The following is a 21,357-nucleotide window of genomic DNA, read 5'->3' as shown; positions in this document are numbered from 1 at the left end:
ACAAAATAGCTTCTTTTTAAAAGCACACCTGAGCCAGCCTGTGGAGAGTCCGATGCGGGACCGCAATTTTGATGACATTGCTGAAAAGTTTTCCCGTAACATCTACGGAACCACCAAAGGACAGCTGCGACAGGCGATTCTGTGGCAGGATCTTGATCGGTTGCTGGCGGAATTCGGCGAGCAAAAACTGCACATCCTGGATGCTGGCGGCGGAGAGGGGCAAACGGCCATCAAAATGGCGGAGCGTGGGCATCAGGTTACATTGTGCGATCTGTCCGGCGAGATGATCGCGCGTGCGCAGCAGGCGGCAGAAGCAAAAGGTGTGAGCGGAAACATGCATTTTATACAATGCGCCGTTCAGGATGTCGCTTCGCATTTGGAAACCTCCGCTGATCTGATATTGTTTCATGCTGTGCTGGAGTGGGTGGCGGAACCGGTCGGCGTGTTAGAGGCGCTTTGGTCAGTTTTGCGCCCCGGCGGAGCACTGTCGTTAATGTTCTACAATGCTAACGGCCTGTTGATGCATAACATGGTGGCAGGGAACTTTGACTATGTGCAGGTGGGGATGCCAAAACGCAAAAAGCGTACGCTTTCGCCAGACTATCCACGTAAACCCGAGCAGGTTTATCAGTGGCTGGAAGATATTGGCTGGCAGATTACCGGTAAGACCGGCGTACGCGTATTTCATGATTATCTGCGTGAGAAGCATCAACAGCGTGACTGCTATGAGATGTTAGTTGAATTAGAAACGCGTTATTGCCGCCAGGAGCCGTATATTAGCCTCGGCCGCTACATTCATGTCACCGCGCGCAAACCGCAGATGCAAGGATAACTTATGAGTGAATTTTCCCAGACAGTCCCCGAACTGGTTGCCTGGGCCAGAAAAAATGACTTTTCCATCTCTCTGCCGGTAGACCGACTTTCGTTCCTGCTGGCGGTAGCCACGCTGAACGGCGAGCGCCTGGACGGGGAGATGAGTGAAGGCGAACTGGTGGATGCGTTCCGCCATGTCAGTGATGCGTTTGAGCAAACCAGCGAAACCATCGGCGTGCGCGCCAACAACGCGATCAACGATATGGTACGTCAACGTCTGCTGAACCGCTTTACCAGCGAGCAAGCGGAAGGCAACGCCATTTATCGCCTGACGCCGCTCGGGATTGGCATTACCGATTACTACATCCGCCAGCGTGAGTTTTCCACGCTGCGCCTCTCCATGCAGCTATCCATTGTCGCGGGTGAACTGAAGCGGGCGGCGGATGCGGCAGATGAGGGCGGCGACGAGTTTCACTGGCATCGCAACGTTTATGCGCCGCTGAAATATTCGGTCGCGGAAATTTTCGACAGCATCGACCTGACCCAGCGCATCATGGATGAGCAGCAGCAGCAGGTAAAAGACGACATTGCGCAGTTGCTGAACAAAGACTGGCGCGCGGCGATTTCGAGTTGCGAACTGCTGCTTTCTGAAACATCCGGCACGCTGCGTGAGTTGCAGGATACGCTTGAAGCGGCTGGCGATAAATTACAGGCTAATCTGTTACGCATCCAGGACGCCACGATGGCGCATGACGACCTGCATTTTGTGGATCGTCTGGTGTTCGATCTGCAAAGCAAACTCGACCGCATTATTAGCTGGGGTCAGCAATCCATCGACCTGTGGATTGGCTATGACCGACACGTACACAAATTTATCCGTACCGCGATTGATATGGATAAAAACCGCGTCTTTGCCCAGCGACTGCGCCAGTCCATCCAGAGCTATTTTGATGAGCCGTGGGCGCTGACCTATGCCAACGCCGATCGTCTGCTGGATATGCGCGATGAAGAGATGGCGCTGCGCGATGAAGAGGTGACCGGCGAACTGCCGCCGGACCTGGAATATGAAGAATTTAACGAGATCCGCGAACAACTGGCGGCGATCATCGAAGAACAGCTGGCTATCTATAAATCCAGACAAGCCCCACTGGATCTCGGCCTGGTAGTGCGCGAATATCTGGCGCAATACCCACGAGCGCGTCACTTCGACGTGGCGCGTATTGTTATCGATCAGGCGGTACGTCTTGGCGTAGCGCAAGCAGACTTCACCGGACTGCCAGCCAAATGGCAGCCGATTAATGATTACGGAGCCAAGGTACAGGCGCATGTCATTGACAAATATTGAACAAGTGATGCCGGTTAAGCTGGCGCAGGCGCTGGCAAACCCGTTATTTCCGGCGCTGGATAGCGCATTACGCTCCGGCAGACATATCGGTCTGGATGAGCTGGATAATCATGCCTTCCTGATGGATTTCCAGGAGTATCTGGAAGAGTTTTACAGTCGCTATAACGTCGAACTGATTCGCGCGCCGGAGGGTTTTTTCTACCTGCGCCCGCGTTCCACGACGATTATCCCGCGCTCCGTCTTGTCTGAACTGGACATGATGGTGGGTAAAATCCTCTGTTACCTCTATCTCAGCCCGGAGCGGTTGGCAAATGAGGGGATTTTTACCCAGCAGGAACTGTACGATGAGCTGCTCGCCCTGACAGACGAAGCCAAATTGCTGAAACTGGTCAACAACCGCTCAACGGGGTCTGACGTGGATCGTCAGAAACTACAGGAGAAGGTGCGCTCGTCGTTAAACCGTCTGCGTCGCTTAGGGATGGTGTGGTTTATGGGCCATGACAGCAGCAAATTCCGCATCACGGAATCGGTGTTCCGCTTTGGCGCGGATGTGCGTACCGGTGACGATCCGCGTGAAGCGCAGCGTCGCTTAATCCGCGATGGGGAAGCCATGCCGGTTGAAAATCACCTGCAACTCAACGATGAGACCGAAGAGAATCAGCCGGACAGTGGAGAGGAAGAATAATGATTGAACGCGGTAAATTTCGCTCACTAACGCTGATTAACTGGAACGGCTTTTTTGCCCGCACCTTTGACCTCGATGAGCTGGTCACCACGCTGTCCGGCGGGAACGGCGCCGGTAAATCCACCACGATGGCGGCGTTCGTCACGGCGCTGATCCCGGACTTAACCTTACTGCATTTCCGTAACACCACGGAAGCCGGGGCCACCAGCGGATCGCGCGATAAAGGCCTGCACGGTAAGCTGAAAGCGGGCGTCTGTTATTCCATGCTCGACGTCCTCAATTCCCGCCATCAGCGTGTTGTGGTGGGCGTACGTTTGCAGCAGGTCGCCGGACGCGATCGCAAAGTTGATATCAAACCGTTTGCCATTCAGGGCTTGCCGATGTCGGTGCAGCCGACGCAGCTGGTGACCGAAACGCTGAACGAGCGCCAGGCGCGCGTGTTGACCCTCGCGGAGCTGAAAGAGAAGCTCGATGCGATGGAAGGCGTGCAGTTTAAGCAGTTTAACTCGATCACCGATTATCACTCGCTGATGTTCGATCTGGGCATCATTGCCCGCCGTCTGCGTTCTGCGTCCGATCGCAGCAAGTTCTATCGTCTGATTGAAGCCTCGCTGTACGGCGGGATCTCCAGCGCGATTACCCGTTCCCTGCGTGACTACCTGCTGCCGGAAAATAGCGGCGTGCGTAAAGCGTTCCAGGATATGGAAGCCGCGCTGCGTGAAAACCGTATGACGCTGGAAGCGATCCGCGTAACCCAGTCGGATCGTGACCTGTTCAAGCATTTGATTAGCGAAGCCACTAACTACGTGGCGGCGGACTACATGCGCCACGCCAACGAACGCCGGGTTCATCTGGATAAAGCGCTGGAGTTTCGTCGCGAGCTGTACACATCGCGTAAGCAACTGGCGGCGGAACAGTACAAACACGTCGACATGGCGCGTGAACTGGGCGAGCACAACGGTGCGGAAGGGGATCTGGAAGCGGATTACCAGGCCGCCAGCGACCACCTGAACCTTGTGCAGACCGCGCTGCGCCAGCAGGAGAAGATCGAGCGCTACGAAGCGGATCTCGATGAGCTGCAAATTCGTCTCGAAGAGCAAAATGAAGTGGTGGCTGAAGCCGCCGACATGCAGGAAGAGAACGAAGCCCGTGCGGAAGCCGCCGAGCTGGAAGTGGATGAACTGAAAAGCCAACTGGCGGACTATCAGCAGGCGCTGGATGTGCAGCAGACGCGCGCGATTCAGTACAACCAGGCGATCCAGGCGCTCGACCGCGCCAAAGCGCTTTGTCATCTGCCTGACCTGACGGCGGACAGCGCCGCAGAATGGCTGGAAACGTTCCAGGCGAAAGAGCAGGAAGCAACGGAAAAACTGCTTTCGCTGGAACAGAAAATGAGCGTGGCGCAAACCGCGCACAGTCAGTTTGAACAGGCATATCAGCTGGTGGCCGCCATTAATGGCCCGCTGGCGCGTAATGAAGCCTGGAGTGTGGCGCGCGACCTGCTGCGCGAAGGTGTGGAACAGCGTCACCTGGCGGAGCAGGTTCAGCCGCTGCGTATGCGTCTGAGTGAACTGGAACAGCGCTTGCGCGAACAGCAGGAAGCTGAACGCCTGCTGGCGGAATTCTGTAAACGTCAGGGCAAACATTTCGACATTGATGAGCTGGAAGCGCTGCACCAGGAGCTGGAAGCCCGCATCGCCGCCCTGTCGGATAGCGTTTCTAACGCCCATGAACAGCGTATGACGCTGCGTCAGGAGCAGGAGCAACTCCAGTCCCGCATTCAGCACTTAATGCAGCGCGCCCCGATCTGGCTGGCGGCGCAAAACAGTCTGAATCAGCTGTGCGAACAGAGCGGCGAAGAGTTTACCTCCAGCCAGGAGGTAACCGAGTATCTGCAACAGTTGCTGGAGCGCGAGCGTGAAGCGATTGTAGAGCGTGACGAAGTTGGCGCGCGTAAGAACGCGGTTGACGAAGAGATTGAACGCTTAAGCCAGCCGGGTGGCTCGGAAGACTCGCGTCTGAACGCGCTGGCGGAGCGTTTTGGCGGCGTGTTGCTGTCGGAAATCTATGATGACGTCAGCTTCGAAGACGCGCCGTACTTCTCCGCGCTGTACGGCCCGTCCCGTCATGCTATCGTGGTGCCGGATCTGTCGCTGATCGCCGAACAGCTTGAAGGGCTGACGGATTGCCCGGAAGATCTCTATTTCATCGAAGGGGACCCGCAGTCGTTCGATGACAGCGTCTTCAGCGTTGATGAGCTGGAAAACGCGGTGGTGGTGAAAACCGCCGAGCGTCAGTGGCGTTATTCCCGTTTCCCGACGGTGCCGATCTTTGGTCGCGCCGCGCGTGAAAACCGTATTGAAAGTCTGCATGCTGAGCGCGAAGGGCTGTCTGAACGCTTTGCGACGTTGTCCTTCGACGTGCAGAAAACTCAGCGTCTGCATCAGGCGTTCAGTCGTTTTATCGGCAGCCATCTGGCGGTCGCGTTTGAGGCCGACCCGGAAGCGGAAATTCGCCAATTGAATGGCCGTCGCGTTGAACTGGAACGCGCGCTGGCTACGCATGAAAACGACAACCAGCAGCAGCGTATTCAGTTTGAACAGGCGAAAGAGGGCGTCTCCGCTCTGAACCGCTTACTGCCGCGCCTGAACCTGCTGGCGGACGACACGCTGGCTGACCGCGTGGATGAAATTCAGGAACGTCTGGATGATGCGCAGGAAGCGGCGCGTTTTATACAGCAACACGGTAATCAGTTAGCCAAACTGGAGCCGATCGTCTCGGTTCTGCAAAACGATCCCGAACAGTTTGAGCAACTGAAAGAAGATTACGCATACTCCCAGCAAACGCAGCGGGATGCGCGTCAGCAGGCTTTTGCGCTGACCGAGGTCGTACAGCGTCGGGCGCACTTCAGCTATTCCGACTCGGCCGAAATGCTGAGCGGCAACAGCGATCTGAACGAAAAACTGCGTCAGCGTCTGGAACAGGCGGAAGCCGAGCGTACCCGTGCCCGTGAAGCGTTACGCGGTCATGCCGCGCAACTCAGCCAGTACAATCAGGTTCTGGCCTCACTGAAAAGCTCGTATGACACCAAGAAAGAGCTGCTGGGCGACCTGCAACGTGAATTACAGGATATCGGCGTGCGTGCCGACAGCGGTTCGGAAGAGCGCGCGCGTATCCGCCGTGACGAACTGCATACGCAACTGAGCAATAACCGCTCACGTCGTAACCAGCTGGAAAAAGCGCTGACCTTCTGTGAAGCGGAGATGGATAACCTGACCCGCAGACTGCGCAAACTGGAACGCGATTATCATGAAATGCGCGAGCAGGTGGTCACCGCGAAAGCCGGGTGGTGCGCGGTGATGCGGATGGTGAAAGATAACGGGGTAGAGCGCCGTTTACATCGTCGCGAGTTGGCTTATCTGTCGGCAGATGAACTTCGCTCCATGTCGGATAAGGCGTTGGGTGCGTTGCGTCTGGCGGTGGCGGATAACGAACACCTGCGTGATGTATTACGTATGTCGGAAGATCCAAAACGACCGGAACGTAAGATCCAGTTCTTCGTGGCGGTTTACCAGCATCTGCGGGAGCGTATTCGCCAGGATATCATCCGTACCGATGACCCGGTTGAGGCCATCGAACAGATGGAAATTGAGTTGAGTCGCCTGACGGAAGAGTTGACCTCCCGCGAACAGAAGCTGGCGATCAGCTCGCGCAGCGTGGCGAACATTATTCGTAAGACGATTCAGCGCGAACAAAATCGTATTCGTATGCTGAACCAGGGACTGCAAAACGTCTCATTTGGTCAGGTGAACAGCGTGCGTCTCAACGTCAACGTGCGGGAAACGCATGCGACCTTGCTGGATGTTCTTTCCGAACAGCATGAGCAGCATCAGGATCTGTTTAACAGCAACCGCCTGACCTTCTCTGAAGCGCTGGCGAAGCTGTATCAGCGCCTGAATCCGCAGATTGATATGGGGCAGCGTACGCCGCAGACCATTGGCGAGGAGCTGCTGGATTACCGTAACTATCTGGAGATGGAAGTCGAGGTCAACCGCGGTTCAGACGGCTGGCTGCGTGCGGAGTCCGGCGCGCTGTCTACCGGTGAAGCGATTGGTACCGGGATGTCCATTCTGGTGATGGTAGTGCAAAGCTGGGAAGACGAAGGCCGCCGCTTGCGCGGAAAAGATATCTCCCCATGCCGCCTGCTGTTCCTTGATGAGGCTGCGCGTCTGGATGCGCGTTCCATCGCGACGCTGTTCGAACTGTGCGAACGTCTGCAAATGCAGCTTATCATCGCAGCGCCGGAAAACATCAGCCCTGAGAAAGGCACCACCTATAAGCTGGTGCGTAAGGTTTTCCACAATACCGAACACGTTCATGTGGTCGGACTGCGTGGCTTCGCCCCACAACTGCCGGAGACCCTACCTGGCACTGGCACCGAAGATGCCTCGTCGCAGGCCGCCGGGTAAGTAAGATGAAGACGGCCTTCGCGCCGTCTTTTTTCATCATAAAATCGATCAATAGAAGTCTGAAAAGCACCTTACACCAGGTGCTTTTTCTTTAAACTTCTTTACATTAGGTTAGGCAAAACCTTTTTGATGTTTATATACTGAAGGTAAGCCTGACGAGTAAGCAGGCTTGCTCGTCATACTTCAGAAGGTATTGGCGTTTTCAGGTTTTTACCCAATGTGAGCGGGCAACCTGGCTATTCAAAGTATGATAAAGAAACAGGGGGCAAGGGATGTTGCTTAACAAAATTTGTAGTCGTCGGCTGTCGGCAATCAGTTTATGCCTGGCCGTAACATTTGCTCCACTGTTCAGTGTGCAGGCCGATGAGCCTGAAATGATTCCTGGCGACAGCTCAGCGACCGTCAGCGAACAGCCTACCGCGTTGTCACAGCCGCAAGCGCAATCGCCTGCGACAGCGGTAATGGCGGGGATTCAGCCGCTGCCGGAGGGGATCTCTGCGGAGAAAGCCCGGGCTGAATTACAATCGCAACTTCCTTCTGGTTATACGCCGGTTTATCTGAATCAACTGGAACTGCTGTATGCCGCCCGCGATATGCAACCAATGTGGGAAAATCGCGATGCGGTGAAAGCGTTTCAGCAGCAGCTGGCGGAAGTGGCCATCGCCGGGTTCCAGCCGCAATTCACCACCTGGGTCGCGCTGCTGACCGACCCGTCAGTCACCGGTCTGGCGCGAGATGCTGTTTTATCCGACGCCATGATGGGCTATCTCCATTTCATCGCCAATATTCCCGTAAAAGGGACGCGCTGGCTGTACAGCGACAAACCTTATGCGCTGGCAACACCGCCGCTTTCGGTGATCAACCAGTGGCAGGTTGCGCTGGACAACGGTCAACTGATGACGTTTGTCGCCAGCCTTGCGCCACAGCATCCGCAATACGCCGCGCTGCATGATTCACTGAAAAAGCTGGTTAGCGACGCTCGTCCCTGGCCGCAGTTGACCAGTACCGCGACGTTGCGTCCTGGTCAGTGGAGCAATGATGTGCCTGCGCTGCGTGAGATTTTACAGCGCACCGGTATGCTGGAAGGCGGGCCTAAGATAGCGCTCCCGGGGGATGACGTGGCGGCCGATGTGGTTGTCAGCCCTTCCGCCGTCGCAGTGGAGCCTGCCGCCGTGAAACCTGTCGCCCGGCAATCCACTCAGCGCAGCCAACCCGCTCCGGCAGTCCGTGCGGCTTATGATCGTGAGCTTGTTGATGCGGTGAAACGTTTTCAGACCTGGCAAGGACTGGGAGCGGATGGCGCTGTCGGCCCGGCGACGCGCGAATGGTTGAATGTGACGCCTGCGCAACGTGCGGGGGTGCTGGCGCTGAATATTCAGCGTTTGCGTTTACTGCCAGGAGAATTATCAACGGGCATTATGGTCAATATTCCGGCCTATTCGCTGGTTTATTACCAGAACGGCAACCAGGTGTTGGCTTCCCGGGTGATTGTTGGCCGCCCCGATCGGAAAACGCCAATGATGAGCAGCGCGCTTAATAACGTGGTGGTGAATCCGCCCTGGAATGTGCCGCCAACGCTGGCCCGAAAAGATATTCTGCCCAAAGTCTGGAATGATCCGGGGTATCTGGAACGCCACGGTTATACCGTTATGCGCGGCTGGAACAGCAAAGAGACGATTAACCCGTGGCAGGTGGACTGGTCGACCATTACGCCATCGAACCTGCCGTTCCGCTTCCAGCAGGCGCCGGGCGCGCACAACTCTCTGGGGCGTTACAAATTTAATATGCCAAGTTCAGACGCGATTTATCTGCACGATACGCCGAATCACAATCTGTTCCAGAAAGATACGCGAGCGCTCAGCTCCGGCTGCGTGCGTGTGAATAAGGCCTCTGAGCTGGCAAATATGCTGCTTCAGGATGCAGGCTGGAACGATACGCGGATTTCGGATGCGCTGAAGCAAGGTGATACCCGGTACGTCAACATCCGTCAGAATATTCCGGTGAATCTTTATTACCTGACGGCGTTTGTGGGAGCAGACGGACGCACTCAGTATCGTACAGATATTTACAATTATGATCTGACTGCGCGATCCAGCGCACAAATTGTGTCAAAAGCAGAACAATTAATCAGGTAAATGAAGAAGTTCTGATAAATCTGTTGTCGTAATATTGGTCATCGGCAGGGCTGATTCGCTGCAAGCCCCGCCGTTGCTGGGGATGGGCCACCTTGACGTCGGCTTTTTTGCCAGTTAAGGTGCCCCTCGTGCGCCAGAAGTGCATATTAACGAAAACATTTACCTGTAGACCTGATTATCATGGACAAATTTGACGCTAATCGCCGCAAGTTGCTGGCGTTTGGTGGCGTTGCTCTCGGAGCCGCCATCTTGCCTACGCCAGCATTTGCCACACTCTCCACCCCACGTCCGCGTATTTTGACACTGAACAACCTCCATACCGGAGAGTCAATTAAAGCGGAGTTTTTCGACGGAAGAGCCTATATTCAGGATGAATTAGCAAAACTAAACCATTTTTTCCGTGATTTTCGCGCGAATAAAGTGAAAGCCATCGACCCAGGATTGTTCGACCAGCTCTTCCGCCTGCAAGGCCTTTTAGGCACCCGTAAGCCCGTACAGCTCATCTCGGGTTACCGCTCACTGGATACCAATAACGAACTGCGTGCGCACAGTCGTGGAGTGGCGAAAAAAAGCTACCACACGAAAGGGCAGGCGATGGATTTCCATATTGAAGGCGTTTCGTTAAGTAATATTCGCAAAGCTGCGTTATCTATGCGCGCAGGTGGTGTAGGATACTACCCACGCAGTAACTTTGTGCATATTGACACCGGGCCGGCACGGCACTGGTGATCCGCAGACTTAACGAAACAGGAGCAGTATGAACTATCGTATTATTCCGGTCACCGCATTCTCCCAGAACTGTTCATTGATCTGGTGTGAGCAAACCCGTCTGGCCGCGCTGGTCGATCCCGGCGGCGACGCACAGACCATCAAACAGGAAGTGGACGCCAGCGGCGTGACGTTGATGCAGATCCTGCTTACGCACGGTCATCTCGATCATGTTGGCGCGGCGGCGGAACTGGCGAAGCATTATGGCGTGCCAGTGATCGGCCCGGAAAAAGAAGATGAGTTCTGGCTACAGGGTTTACCGGCGCAAAGTCGCATGTTTGGTCTGGAAGAGTGTCAGCCGCTGACGCCTGACCGTTGGCTGAATGAGGGAGATCGTATTAGCGTGGGGAATGTGACTTTACAGGTGTTGCATTGTCCTGGGCATACGCCGGGCCATATCGTCTTCTTTGATGAGTCTTCACGGCTACTGATTTCCGGTGACGTGATCTTCAAAGGCGGCGTTGGGCGCAGCGATTTCCCGCGTGGCGATCACGCTCAGCTGATTGATTCGATCAAGCGTAAATTATTGCCGTTGGGCGATGATGTGACGTTTATTTCGGGTCATGGGCCGATGTCGACGCTTGGCCATGAGCGGCTGCATAACCCGTTCCTGCAAGATGAAATGCCGGTCTGGTAATTCTTGTCCGGTCTGCAATGGGAAACCACTGTAGGCCGGGTAAGCGCCAGGCACTACCTGGCGCTATGATACTTACAGTACGGCGACAATGGCTTCGCACAGCGGAGCCATGTTATCCGGCGTCATTCCAGCCACGTTGACGCGACCAGAAGCCACCGCATATACGCCAAACTCTTCACGCAGACGCAGTACCTGCTCTTTCGTCAGGCCGCTGAATGAGAACATGCCATTCTGTTTGGTGATAAAGCTGAAATCGCGATCTGCGCCTTTTTCCTGCAACGTATTGACGAACAACAGACGCATGCGCTGAATACGCTGGCGCATATCGGTCAGTTCCTGTTCCCAGATAGCACGCAGGGCATCGTTGCTCAGGATAGTCGCTACAACGGATGCGCCGTGTGCCGGAGGGTTAGAGTAGTTGGCGCGAATGGCGGATTTCATCTGGCTGAATGCGCGGTCAACGGTTTCCGCATCTGCGGCAACCAGCGTACAGGCACCGACACGCTCGTTATACAGGCCAAAGTTTTTAGAGTAGGAACTGGCGACGATCAGCTCTTTATGCAGCGCTGCGAACGCACGCAGACCTTCCGCGTCCTCTTCCAGACCGCGAGCAAAACCCTGATAGGCGAAGTCAAACAGCGGCAGCCAGCCCTTTTCGACAGAAAGCTGAGCCAGCGTTTGCCACTGTTCCAGCGTAGGATCGATACCGGTTGGGTTATGGCAGCAGCCATGGAACAGAACGACGTCACCAGCCTGCGCGTTATTGAGGCTTGCCAGCAAGGCATCGAAATCAAGCGCGTGATTTTCTGCATCGTAATAAGCGTATTCGCACACTTCCAGACCGGCGGAATTAAATACGCCCTTATGGTTTGGCCAGCTTGGATTACTTACCCACACGCGTTTTACCGCCGTATTTTTTGCCAGGAAGTCCGCGGCAACACGGAGCGCGCCAGTACCGCCTGGCGTTTGCGCGGTGCGAGCGCGTTTGTCATTGATCAGCGCGCTACCTTTGCCAAACAGTAATTCCTGCGTGCAACGGCCGAATTCTGGAATACCATCAATACCGAGATAGTTTTTGGTGGTTTCATTTTCCAGTAAATACTGTTCGGCTTTTTTAACGCTGGTTAACACCGGCGTTTTGCCTGTCTCATCTTTATAAACGCCGATACCAAGGTTAATTTTTCCGGGACGGTCATCGACACGAAACAGATCGGCCAGGCCCAGAATAGGGTCGGCAGGGGCGGCGGTAATGTTCTCAAACATGACGAGGTTCCATTGTGGTTACAGAAGGGAAATCCGTAATCAGGTTAACGGCAGATTTACAAAATGCCAACTGTTAGTGACAAAAAGGCTGAGTGTTTTTTTAAGACGCCAGATTTTGCTGGCAGACATAAAAAAACAGGACCGAAGTCCTGTTTTTTAGGCATTTAACAAAGAGGTCTGCTGATTAGAACTGGTAAACGATACCTACAGCAACCGTGTCGTCAGAGCCTACGCCCAGTTTGTTGTCAGAATCAATCTGGTTGATGATGTAGTCAACATAGGTGGACATGTTTTTGTTGAAGTAGTAAGTCGCGCCAACTTCTACGTAGTTGACCAGATCTTCGCTACCCACGCCTTCAACGTTTTTGGCTTTGGACTTGGTGTAAGCGATGGACGGACGCAGACCGAAGTCGAACTGATACTGAGCAACTAACAGGATGTCCTGAGTTTTGTTGGCGAAGCCGCCGTCGATAGCCGTGGCGTTACGGGTTTCACCGTAGTTGGCTGCCAGGTAGATATTGTTGGCGTCGTATTTCAGACCAGTAGCCCACTGCTCAGCGGTTTTACCACGACCAGCAAGGCGAGAATCTTGCTGAGCGTTGGTGCGGTCAGCGGCACCGTAAGCACCAACGATACCAAAGCCTTCGAATTCATAGCTCAGAGATGCACCCCAGCCGTCGCCGTTAGAGCGCTGTACGTCGCTGAAGTTACTGGAATCGTCTGCGTTAACAACGTAGTTGCTTGCGCGCTCGTTTTTGCCCAGATACTGAACGCCGAAGTTCAGGCCGTCAACCAGACCGAAGAAGTTGGAGTTACGGTAGGTTGCCACACCGCCAACACGGCCAACGAAGAAGTTATCGCTGTATGCGGTGTCACCACCAAATTCTGGCAGCATATCGGTGTAGCCCAGTGCATCGTAAACGATACCGTAGTTACGACCGTAGTCCAGAGAACCCGCATCGCCGAGTTTCAGACCTGCGAATGCCAGACGGGTTTTGTTGCCTTTCTGAGAGTCAGAACCACCTTCGGATCTGTTACCGCTGAACTGGTATTCCCACTGGCCGTAACCGGTCAGTTGATCGTTGATCTGGGTTTCACCTTTAAAACCCAGACGTGCATAGGTCTGGTCGCCATCACCGCCGTAGCTGTTTTTGCCGTTGTCTTTAGAGAAGTAGTGCAGACCTACCGCTTTACCGTAGAGGTCCAGTTTATTGCCATCTTTATTGTACACTTCGGCTGCGTTTGCGGCGCCAGCTGCCAGCAGGGCAGGGATTACCACTGCCAGGATATTACGCTTCATCATTATTTATTACCCTCATTGGTTTTTATATGACACCTGCCACTGCCGCCAATAAATTCTGTCAATAAAAATTTACGGAACTATTGATGAGAGTTTGGTGTCTTTATGTGTCTGACAAGCATCTTTCCATTCAAACCACCGTTTCGCTACCGTGAAAGTGCTACAAAGATAAAGAATTGGTTTCAAAAAGAAAAAATGTGTAACTAAATGTTTTATTTTTGGCGCTTTGTGAACGACTTCAAATTTCGGGCCAATTTCAGCCACCATTTCCCATTTTTATTTCTATTTATATGATTTCCTTATGTTTAATTTTTCTAAACATAGCACTTACTGCAAATGTGATTGAACGAGGGTGTGATTGATAACTTTTTTCAGACGTCTGGAATGCCGTGCGATTGATTAAAAATTATGCTATCAGGTGAGGAAAAACTAATCCGCAATAACCGGAGGGATTATTTTTTGTACTGAGATGTTGCAATGAAATATCAGGTAACAGGAAGGGAGAACTGAGGGTCTTGTTTTTAGATTTGTTTACTTCTTATCCATAAAACTTGACATTCTGAGAGAGAAAAAGGCCAGCAAAGCTGGCCTTTTAAAATCAGAAACTGGCGTTACGTGGAGTACGCGGGAACGGAATCACATCACGAACGTTTTGCACGCCGGTGACATAAGCGATCAGACGTTCGAAGCCGAGACCGAAACCTGAATGCGGAACAGTACCGTAGCGGCGCAGATCGCGATACCACCAGTAATCTTCTTTATTCAGGCCCATTTCCGCCATACGGGCATCCAGTACCTCCAGACGCTCTTCACGCTGGGAACCCCCAATGATTTCACCAATGCCCGGCGCCAGAACATCCATTGCCGCCACGGTTTTACCGTCTTCGTTAAGGCGCATATAAAACGCTTTAATGTCTTTCGGGTAGTTTTTCACTACCACTGGCGCTTTAAAGTGCTCTTCTGCCAGATAGCGTTCGTGCTCAGAGGAGAGATCCACACCCCAGTAAACCGGGTTTTCGAATTTCCTACCGCAGTTTTCCAGAATTGTGACCGCATCGGTGTAATCAACCTGGGCGAAGTCTGCATCAATAAAATGTTCCAGACGAGAAATCGCATCTTTATCGACACGCTCGGCGAAGAATTTCATATCATCCGCGCGTTCATCCAGTACGGCTTTGAAGACGTATTTCAGCATCGCTTCGGCAAGGCCAGCTACGTCATTCAGGTTGGCAAAGGCGACTTCCGGCTCCAGCATCCAGAACTCAGCCAGGTGGCGGCTGGTGTTGGAGTTTTCTGCACGGAATGTAGGGCCAAAGGTATAGATTTTGGACAGGGCGCACGCATAGGTTTCGCCGTTCAACTGGCCGGATACGGTCAGGAAAGATTCTTTACCAAAGAAGTCTTTATCAAAATCGACTTTGCCCTGGTCGTTACGCGGCAGGTTTTCCAGATCCAATGTTGATACACGGAACATTTCACCCGCGCCTTCGGTATCGGAGGCGGTAATCAGCGGCGTCGAAACCCAGAAGAAACCCTGCTCGTCAAAGAAACGGTGCAGCGCTTGCGCCAGCGTATGGCGCACGCGCGCGACTGCGCCAATCATATTGGTGCGCGGACGCAGGTGCGCGACTTCACGCAGATATTCGATACTGTGGCGTTTCGCCGCCATCGGATAGGTATCAGGATCTTCAACCCAACCGGTTACTTCAACCGTGGTGGCCTGAATTTCAAAACTTTGCCCTTGTCCTGGAGACGCAACGACTTTACCCGTGACGATAACTGAGCAGCCGGTTGTCAGACGCAATACGTCTTCATTGTAATTGGGCAGAGAATTATTAATGACAGCCTGTACAGGATCAAAGCAGGAACCGTCATAAACGGCGAGGAAGGAGATGCCAGCTTTTGAATCTCGGCGGGTACGCACCCATCCGCGCACGGTGACTTCGCTGTCAACGGCTACGCGGCCCTGGAGTACGTCGGCTACAGGCACAACGCTCATAATATTCTCTCTGTTAATAGTCGGAAAAAATAAACACTTGTCCACCCTGCTTGGGGGGATACCTATGTTACCTGGCATCTGCAATCAGACAAGCAGAATTCGCAGCTGGAGCGAAAGATTTCGGAAATAAACATGAAAAGGGAAGCAAAGTCGCGATAAGACGCACTTTCTGTAGACCGGATAGCGGCGCAAGCGCGTTATCCGGCCAACAATGATTAACTGGCTTTCTTTATATGAGGAAGGTCAAAAGCTTTACGTAATGCACGCACAAAAGCTTTGTCATGACAGATTGTTTTCCCCGGGCTGTCTGACAATTTGGCGACCGGTTTGCCGTTACATTCCACCAGCTTGATGACAATATTGAGCGGCTTCACCTGCGGGATATCGCAGGTCAGACGGGTGCCAATACCAAAGCTCAACTGCACGCGTGAAGAGAAGTGACGATAGAGATCGACTGCTTTCTTCAGATCGAGGTTATCTGAGAAGACCAGCGTCTTACTCAGCGGGTCAATGCCCAGCTTCTGGTAATGGGCGATGGCTTTTTCACCCCATTCAACCGGATCGCCAGAATCGTGGCGTAAACCCTGATAACGCGTGGCAAATTCGGTGCCGAAGTCGCGTAAGAAAGCATCCATCGTGATGCAGTCCGTCAGCGCGATACCGAGCTGGTTAGGGTATTCATTCAGCCAGGCGGCGAGAGCTGCGCGCTGACTGGTTGCCAGATCCGGGCTGATTTGCTGATGTGCCTGGAACCATTCATGCGCCTGTGTGCCCATAGGCGTAAGCGACAGCCGACGGGCGAGATCGTAGTTACTGGTGCCGACAAACCATGGTTCCTGCTGAAGGCGTTTGACGATGGCCTGCTGCACTTCGCGAGAGAAACGGCGACGGGTGCCGAAATCCATCAGATGGAAGCGGGACATATCGAGATCGGCGGTTAATGCAGAGAAATCGACGAGTTTACTTTCCAGCGCATCAAGCGCCTGCGCCACACCCATTTCCGGCGAGCGGTAACGGTGCACCAGTTCGCTGATCACCGCCAACAGCGGGACTTCCCACATGATGACTTCGCGCCACGGACCGGTTAAGCGGATGTTTAGCTTCCCGTTATCGTTGGTCACGCAGACCTGTTCCGGGTTATAGCGGAAGTCACGTAACCAGTTGAGATAATCAGCTTTAAAGAAGGGCAGGCCGGAGAGCCACTGGAACTCGTCCTCCTGAAGTTGCAGGTGTTGCATTGCATTCACCTGCTCGCGAATAGCGTCGGCGTAAATACCGAGCAGGTCGTCACCACGGCAACGAAATTCAGCCGCTACATGCACATCATAGTAGTGGTGAAAAACGGCTTGCTGCATATGCAACTTATAAGCGTCTGTATCCAGCAACGAGTGCAGAACAGGAGAAGCGAATTGTGTCATAGGTGCGCAGTAGCATCCTCTCACGGGAGCGTTTAGTACAATAAACAACTAAGAAAACCGCTGGAGTATACCTTGTTTAGCGATTTATTGAACCCCGATCACAACATAAGCTGTCTTTGCGGTCGAGTGCATTTCGTGCCGCGTGTTATGAAAATGTAGAACGTATGCTATTAACTCTTTGAATTTAATCACTGTTAGCCCCCGATGCCGCGCCCCGAGGGGCTGGTGGAGACAATGTTCATCCCGCCCCCAATAATCAAATTGATCAGATCGTGAAATATCGACGCGTAAGAATCATCTTATCGTTTATTTTTTCTTCAAAAATCATTCTGCATTACCGGATAACAGGGCGATTCTATGACTTCTGTCCTTGATTTCATCTGAATCCGTCATGTATCATTTTCGCGATAAAGTATCGCAGAGCCTGTTCGAACCCAGGAAAACCCTCTATTACCTGGGCTTATCAATATTGAATCTTTATTCTCAAAGGCTTAAAGGGTATGAAAACGTGCCCGGCTGATGCTTTTATTACCTGATTATTTATGCGCGACTCACCGCTCCGGCGGGTTCATCGTCAGGCAATTTAACCATGCTCATCTTGTTTGCCTTTGCCTTGATGGGGTTAAAAATAGCCTTTCGGACTTGTTATATTTTATGAGCGCAATGATTATTTGAGATAAAAACGATGAGTGATATTGATTTTGTTGTTTTATGGGTTGATTCAACCGATGTAGCCTGGCAAGAAAAGTTTACTGAGTTCAAAGGAAAAGGTAGCCACGGTGAGAGAGCCGTCCACCCTGCGCGGTTCAGGGATATGGGTATCTTTAAATATTGGTTCAGATGTGTCGAAAAATATGCGCCATGGGTAAGAAAAGTACATTTGGTTACCTGTGGACAAATTCCGTCATGGATCAATGTAGAACATGAAAAATTAAATATTGTCTTTCATGATGAGTTTATTCCGTCGGAATATTTACCAACGTTCAACTCTAATACGATAGAGCTAAATCTTCATCGGATAAAAGATCTCAGTAATAAATTCGTTTTATTTAATGACGATACGTTCATTACCTCTCCTTTGCGGGAAGATTTTTATTTTGATAATGGCTATCCTAATGACTTCCTCATCATAAAAAAACAATCACCTAAAAATAAAGACGAGATCATAATGAGGTCGTCAGAATTTCTTAATGTCAGTGTTTTAAATACGCATATTAATAAAAAAACAATAATCAAAGAAAACAGACGTAAATACTATAGCTTACGTTATAAAAAAGGTCTGTTGAAAAATTTTATGAACCGCCGTGCAAGTTATTTTGAAGGCTTCTACGGTAAGCATCTTCCGCAGCCATTCCTGAAAAGTACATTCACTGAGATATGGCAGGCCGAAGAGGAGTTGTTGAAAAAATCATCAAGCAAAAGGTTCAGAGAGCCATTATGTTTAACGCAGTATTTATTCAGGTACTGGCAACTGGCCCACGGTAACTTTAATCCTAAGAACCCGGAAGGGCGTGGAGTATATTTCAATTTGTCGTCCAGTAACATAAACGAGGCCATCAAGACGCTGTCAAATGGCACCGCGCAGGCCTGTTTTAATGACACTGAAAAGTTACACGATTTTGAAAAGGTAACGACTACGCTAAGAAATGCCTTTGAAATGAGGCTTGGTCATAAATCAAGTTTTGAGATTTAAGCCTGTGGTTCTCATTGTACTGGCGATGTGACGTTTTCATTTGGCTGGCGGGCGCCTGAACGGCCTCCGTGATTTTAAACGTGATGCCTTTATGTTATAAAAATGTAGCAAAAAGAGTGTTTGTGTCTGAAAAGATGAACATTCTGCATAGCGCGATTTCGACAACAGGAATAGACTGGAGTCGGGACTCTACAAAAGATGCTAAAGGTTTTTTATGACACAACAGCCACAAGCCAAATACCGTCACGACTACCGTGCCCCGGATTACCAAATTACTGACATTGATTTGACCTTTGACCTGGATGCTGAGAAAACCGTCGTTACAGCACTGAGTCAGGCTGTCCGTCATGGCGCATCTGACGCGCCCCTTCGCCTGAACGGTGAAGATCTGCGACTGGTATCCCTCCATGTAAACGATGCGCCGTGGACCAACTACAAAGAAGAAGAGGGCGAGCTGGTGATCGGCAGCCTGCCCGAGCGCTTTACTCTGCGCATTGTGAATGAGATCAGCCCGGCGGCGAACACGGCGCTGGAAGGCCTGTACCAGTCAGGCGACGCGCTGTGTACGCAGTGTGAAGCGGAAGGTTTCCGCCACATAACCTGGTATCTCGACCGCCCGGATGTGCTGGCGCGTTTTACCACCAAAATCATCGCCGATAAATCCAGATATCCGTTCCTGCTTTCCAACGGCAACCGTATTGCGCAGGATGAACTGGATAATGGCCGTCACTGGGTGCAGTGGCAGGACCCGTTCCCGAAACCCTGCTACCTGTTTGCGCTGGTGGCGGGCGATTTCGATGTACTGCGCGATACCTTCATCACGCGTTCTGGCCGGGAGGTGGCGCTGGAACTGTACGTTGATCGCGGCAATCTGGACCGTGCGCCGTGGGCGATGACTTCGCTGAAAAACTCCATGAAATGGGATGAAGAGCGTTTCGGCCTGGAGTATGACCTCGACATCTACATGATCGTGGCGGTGGACTTCTTCAATATGGGCGCGATGGAGAATAAAGGTTTGAACGTCTTTAACTCCAAATATGTGCTGGCCCGCACCGATACGGCGACCGACAAAGATTATCTCGACATTGAGCGCGTTATTGGTCACGAATATTTCCACAACTGGACGGGTAACCGCGTTACCTGCCGCGACTGGTTCCAGTTGAGTCTGAAAGAAGGCCTGACCGTTTTCCGCGACCAGGAATTCAGTTCCGATCTCGGCTCCCGCGCGGTGAACCGCATCAGCAACGTGCGCACCATGCGCGGTCTGCAATTTGCTGAGGACGCCAGCCCAATGGCGCATCCTATCCGCCCGGATAAGGTCATTGAGATGAACAACTTCTACACCCTGACCGTCTACGAGAAGGGCGCGGAAGTGATTCGCATGATCCACACGCTGCTGGGCGAAACGAATTTCCAGAAAGGGATGCAGCTTTATTTTGAGCGTCATGACGGCAGCGCCGCTACCTGTGATGACTTTGTGCAGGCAATGGAGGATGCGTCGAATGTCGATTTGTCTCACTTCCGCCGCTGGTACAGCCAGTCCGGCACGCCGGTTGTCAGCGTACGGGACGACTATAACCCGGAAACGGAACAGTACACGTTGACCATTAGTCAGCGTACGCCTGCGACGGCGGATCAGGCAGAAAAGCAAGCGCTGCATATTCCGTTCGCGATTGAGCTGTACGACAACGAAGGCAACGTTATTCCGTTGCAGAAGGGCGGTCATCCGGTCAATTCCGTGTTGAACGTGACCCAGGCGGATCAAACCTTTGTCTTTGACAATGTGTATTTCCAGCCGGTGCCAGCACTGCTGTGCGAATTCTCCGCGCCGGTGAAACTGGAGTACAAATGGAGCGATCAACAACTGACGTTCCTGATGCGTCATTCGCGCAATGACTTCTCACGTTGGGACGCGGCGCAAAGCCTGTTGGCGACGTATATTAAGCTGAACGTTGCGCGCCACCAGCAGGGGCAGCCGCTGTCGCTGCCGGTACATGTGGCGGATGCCTTCCGGGCGGTTCTGCTGGATGAGAAAATCGATCCGGCGCTGGCGGCGGAAATTCTGACGTTGCCTTCGGTGAATGAGATCGCGGAACTGTTCGAGATCATCGATCCGCTGGCGATTGCCGAAGTCCGCGAAGCGTTGACCCGCACGCTGGCGGCGGAACTGGCAGACGAGTTCCTGGCAATCTATAACGCGAATCATCTTGATGAGTACCGCGTTGAACACACCGACATTGGCAAGCGTACGCTACGCAATGCCTGCCTGCGCTTCCTGGCCTTTGGTGAAACCCACCTGGCGGATACGCTGGTGAGCAAGCAGTACCATGAAGCCAATAATATGACCGATGCGCTGGCGGCGCTGTCGGCGGCGGTCGCGGCGCAATTGCCGTGCCGTGACGCGTTGATGCAGGAGTATGATGATAAGTGGCATCAGGACGGACTGGTCATGGATAAATGGTTTATCCTGCAATCCACCAGCCCGGCGGATAACGTGCTGGAAACGGTGCGTGGCCTCCTGAAGCATCGTTCTTTCAGTATGAGCAACCCGAACCGTATTCGTTCGTTGATTGGCGCATTTGCCGGGAGCAATCCGGCGGCGTTTCATGCTGAAGACGGCAGCGGCTATCAGTTCCTGGTCGAAATGCTGACGGACCTCAACAGCCGTAACCCACAGGTGGCATCACGCCTGATTGAACCGCTGATTCGTCTGAAACGTTACGATGCGAAGCGCCAGGAAAAAATGCGCGCCGCGCTGGAGCAACTGAAAGGGCTGGAAAACCTCTCTGGCGATCTGTTCGAGAAGATTACCAAAGCGTTAGCCTGATAATA

Annotated in this window: 13 protein-coding genes; 9 read left to right on the top strand and 4 right to left on the bottom strand. The window is 52.7% G+C overall.

Annotated elements, in window-relative coordinates; translation table 11 throughout:
• Positions 1-52: 52 nt before the first annotated feature.
• The 7 genes from cmoM to OGW17_RS11240 all read left to right on the top strand — a co-directional run bounded on the left by cmoM (position 53) and on the right by OGW17_RS11240 (position 10,852).
• Positions 53-832 carry a tRNA uridine 5-oxyacetic acid(34) methyltransferase CmoM gene (gene cmoM / locus OGW17_RS11270; RefSeq protein WP_071258284.1) on the top strand — a complete coding sequence of 260 codons (780 nt, stop codon included), beginning with the start codon at positions 53-55 and terminating at the stop codon, positions 830-832.
• A gap of 3 nt (positions 833-835) precedes the next feature.
• Positions 836-2,158 carry a chromosome partition protein MukF gene (gene mukF / locus OGW17_RS11265; RefSeq protein ID WP_058668967.1) on the top strand — a complete coding sequence of 441 codons (1,323 nt, stop codon included), beginning with the start codon at positions 836-838 and terminating at the stop codon, positions 2,156-2,158.
• On the top strand, positions 2,139-2,843 hold the full coding sequence (gene mukE, locus OGW17_RS11260; protein WP_024130476.1) for a chromosome partition protein MukE: 705 nt from the start codon (positions 2,139-2,141) through the stop codon (positions 2,841-2,843). The genes mukF and mukE overlap by 20 nt, the downstream gene beginning before the upstream one ends.
• Entirely contained in the window at positions 2,843-7,312 is a 4,470-nt protein-coding gene (gene mukB, locus OGW17_RS11255) for a chromosome partition protein MukB (RefSeq protein WP_071258283.1), read from the top strand. The genes mukE and mukB overlap by 1 nt, the downstream gene beginning before the upstream one ends.
• A gap of 272 nt (positions 7,313-7,584) precedes the next feature.
• On the top strand, positions 7,585-9,447 hold the full coding sequence (gene ldtD, locus OGW17_RS11250) for a L,D-transpeptidase (RefSeq protein WP_071258280.1): 1,863 nt from the start codon (positions 7,585-7,587) through the stop codon (positions 9,445-9,447).
• Between the two features lie 180 nt (positions 9,448-9,627).
• Positions 9,628-10,176 carry a peptidoglycan L,D-endopeptidase MepK gene (gene mepK / locus OGW17_RS11245; protein ID WP_012132998.1) on the top strand — a complete coding sequence of 183 codons (549 nt, stop codon included), beginning with the start codon at positions 9,628-9,630 and terminating at the stop codon, positions 10,174-10,176.
• A gap of 28 nt (positions 10,177-10,204) precedes the next feature.
• A complete protein-coding gene (locus OGW17_RS11240) occupies positions 10,205-10,852 on the top strand; it encodes an MBL fold metallo-hydrolase (RefSeq protein ID WP_012132997.1) in 648 nt (215 codons plus the stop codon).
• A 72-nt stretch (positions 10,853-10,924) separates the two neighbouring features.
• Here OGW17_RS11240 and aspC read toward each other — a convergent pair whose 3' ends face one another.
• The 4 genes from aspC to pncB all read right to left on the bottom strand — a co-directional run bounded on the left by aspC (position 10,925) and on the right by pncB (position 16,832).
• Positions 10,925-12,115 carry an aspartate transaminase gene (gene aspC, locus OGW17_RS11235; protein WP_047457753.1) on the bottom strand — a complete coding sequence of 397 codons (1,191 nt, stop codon included), beginning with the start codon at positions 12,113-12,115 and terminating at the stop codon, positions 10,925-10,927.
• Positions 12,116-12,299: 184 nt separating this feature from the next.
• A complete protein-coding gene (gene ompF / locus OGW17_RS11230; RefSeq protein WP_047457749.1) occupies positions 12,300-13,418 on the bottom strand; it encodes a porin OmpF in 1,119 nt (372 codons plus the stop codon).
• A gap of 595 nt (positions 13,419-14,013) precedes the next feature.
• Complete coding sequence (gene asnS, locus OGW17_RS11225) at positions 14,014-15,414, bottom strand: asparagine--tRNA ligase (RefSeq protein ID WP_071258279.1); 1,401 nt, start codon at positions 15,412-15,414, stop codon at positions 14,014-14,016.
• Between the two features lie 215 nt (positions 15,415-15,629).
• On the bottom strand, positions 15,630-16,832 hold the full coding sequence (gene pncB, locus OGW17_RS11220) for a nicotinate phosphoribosyltransferase (RefSeq protein ID WP_071258278.1): 1,203 nt from the start codon (positions 16,830-16,832) through the stop codon (positions 15,630-15,632).
• 685 nt (positions 16,833-17,517) lie between these two features.
• Here pncB and OGW17_RS11215 point away from each other — a divergent pair.
• Entirely contained in the window at positions 17,518-18,525 is a 1,008-nt protein-coding gene (locus OGW17_RS11215) for a stealth family protein (protein ID WP_012132987.1), read from the top strand.
• 214 nt (positions 18,526-18,739) lie between these two features.
• Positions 18,740-21,352 carry an aminopeptidase N gene (gene pepN, locus OGW17_RS11210; RefSeq protein ID WP_071258276.1) on the top strand — a complete coding sequence of 871 codons (2,613 nt, stop codon included), beginning with the start codon at positions 18,740-18,742 and terminating at the stop codon, positions 21,350-21,352.
• The last annotated feature ends 5 nt before the right edge of the window (positions 21,353-21,357 follow it).

This window comes from Citrobacter sp. CK181 (assembly GCF_030333595.1).
GTDB classification, from domain to species: Bacteria; Pseudomonadota; Gammaproteobacteria; order Enterobacterales; family Enterobacteriaceae; genus Citrobacter_B; species Citrobacter_B koseri.
This window is presented reverse-complemented; position numbering and strand designations above follow the sequence as displayed.

What these genes read in the sequence shown, in the direction of transcription:
- cmoM (WP_071258284.1), top strand. Translation starts at nt 53, where the DNA reads ATGCGGGACCGCAATTTTGATGACATTGCTGAAAAGTTTTCCCGTAAC.
- mukF (WP_058668967.1), top strand. Translation starts at nt 836, where the DNA reads ATGAGTGAATTTTCCCAGACAGTCCCCGAACTGGTTGCCTGGGCCAGA.
- mukE (WP_024130476.1), top strand. Translation starts at nt 2,139, where the DNA reads ATGTCATTGACAAATATTGAACAAGTGATGCCGGTTAAGCTGGCGCAG.
- mukB (WP_071258283.1), top strand. Translation starts at nt 2,843, where the DNA reads ATGATTGAACGCGGTAAATTTCGCTCACTAACGCTGATTAACTGGAAC.
- ldtD (WP_071258280.1), top strand. Translation starts at nt 7,585, where the DNA reads ATGTTGCTTAACAAAATTTGTAGTCGTCGGCTGTCGGCAATCAGTTTA.
- mepK (WP_012132998.1), top strand. Translation starts at nt 9,628, where the DNA reads ATGGACAAATTTGACGCTAATCGCCGCAAGTTGCTGGCGTTTGGTGGC.
- OGW17_RS11240 (WP_012132997.1), top strand. Translation starts at nt 10,205, where the DNA reads ATGAACTATCGTATTATTCCGGTCACCGCATTCTCCCAGAACTGTTCA.
- aspC (WP_047457753.1), bottom strand. Translation starts at nt 12,115, where the DNA reads ATGTTTGAGAACATTACCGCCGCCCCTGCCGACCCTATTCTGGGCCTG.
- ompF (WP_047457749.1), bottom strand. Translation starts at nt 13,418, where the DNA reads ATGATGAAGCGTAATATCCTGGCAGTGGTAATCCCTGCCCTGCTGGCA.
- asnS (WP_071258279.1), bottom strand. Translation starts at nt 15,414, where the DNA reads ATGAGCGTTGTGCCTGTAGCCGACGTACTCCAGGGCCGCGTAGCCGTT.
- pncB (WP_071258278.1), bottom strand. Translation starts at nt 16,832, where the DNA reads ATGACACAATTCGCTTCTCCTGTTCTGCACTCGTTGCTGGATACAGAC.
- OGW17_RS11215 (WP_012132987.1), top strand. Translation starts at nt 17,518, where the DNA reads ATGAGTGATATTGATTTTGTTGTTTTATGGGTTGATTCAACCGATGTA.
- pepN (WP_071258276.1), top strand. Translation starts at nt 18,740, where the DNA reads ATGACACAACAGCCACAAGCCAAATACCGTCACGACTACCGTGCCCCG.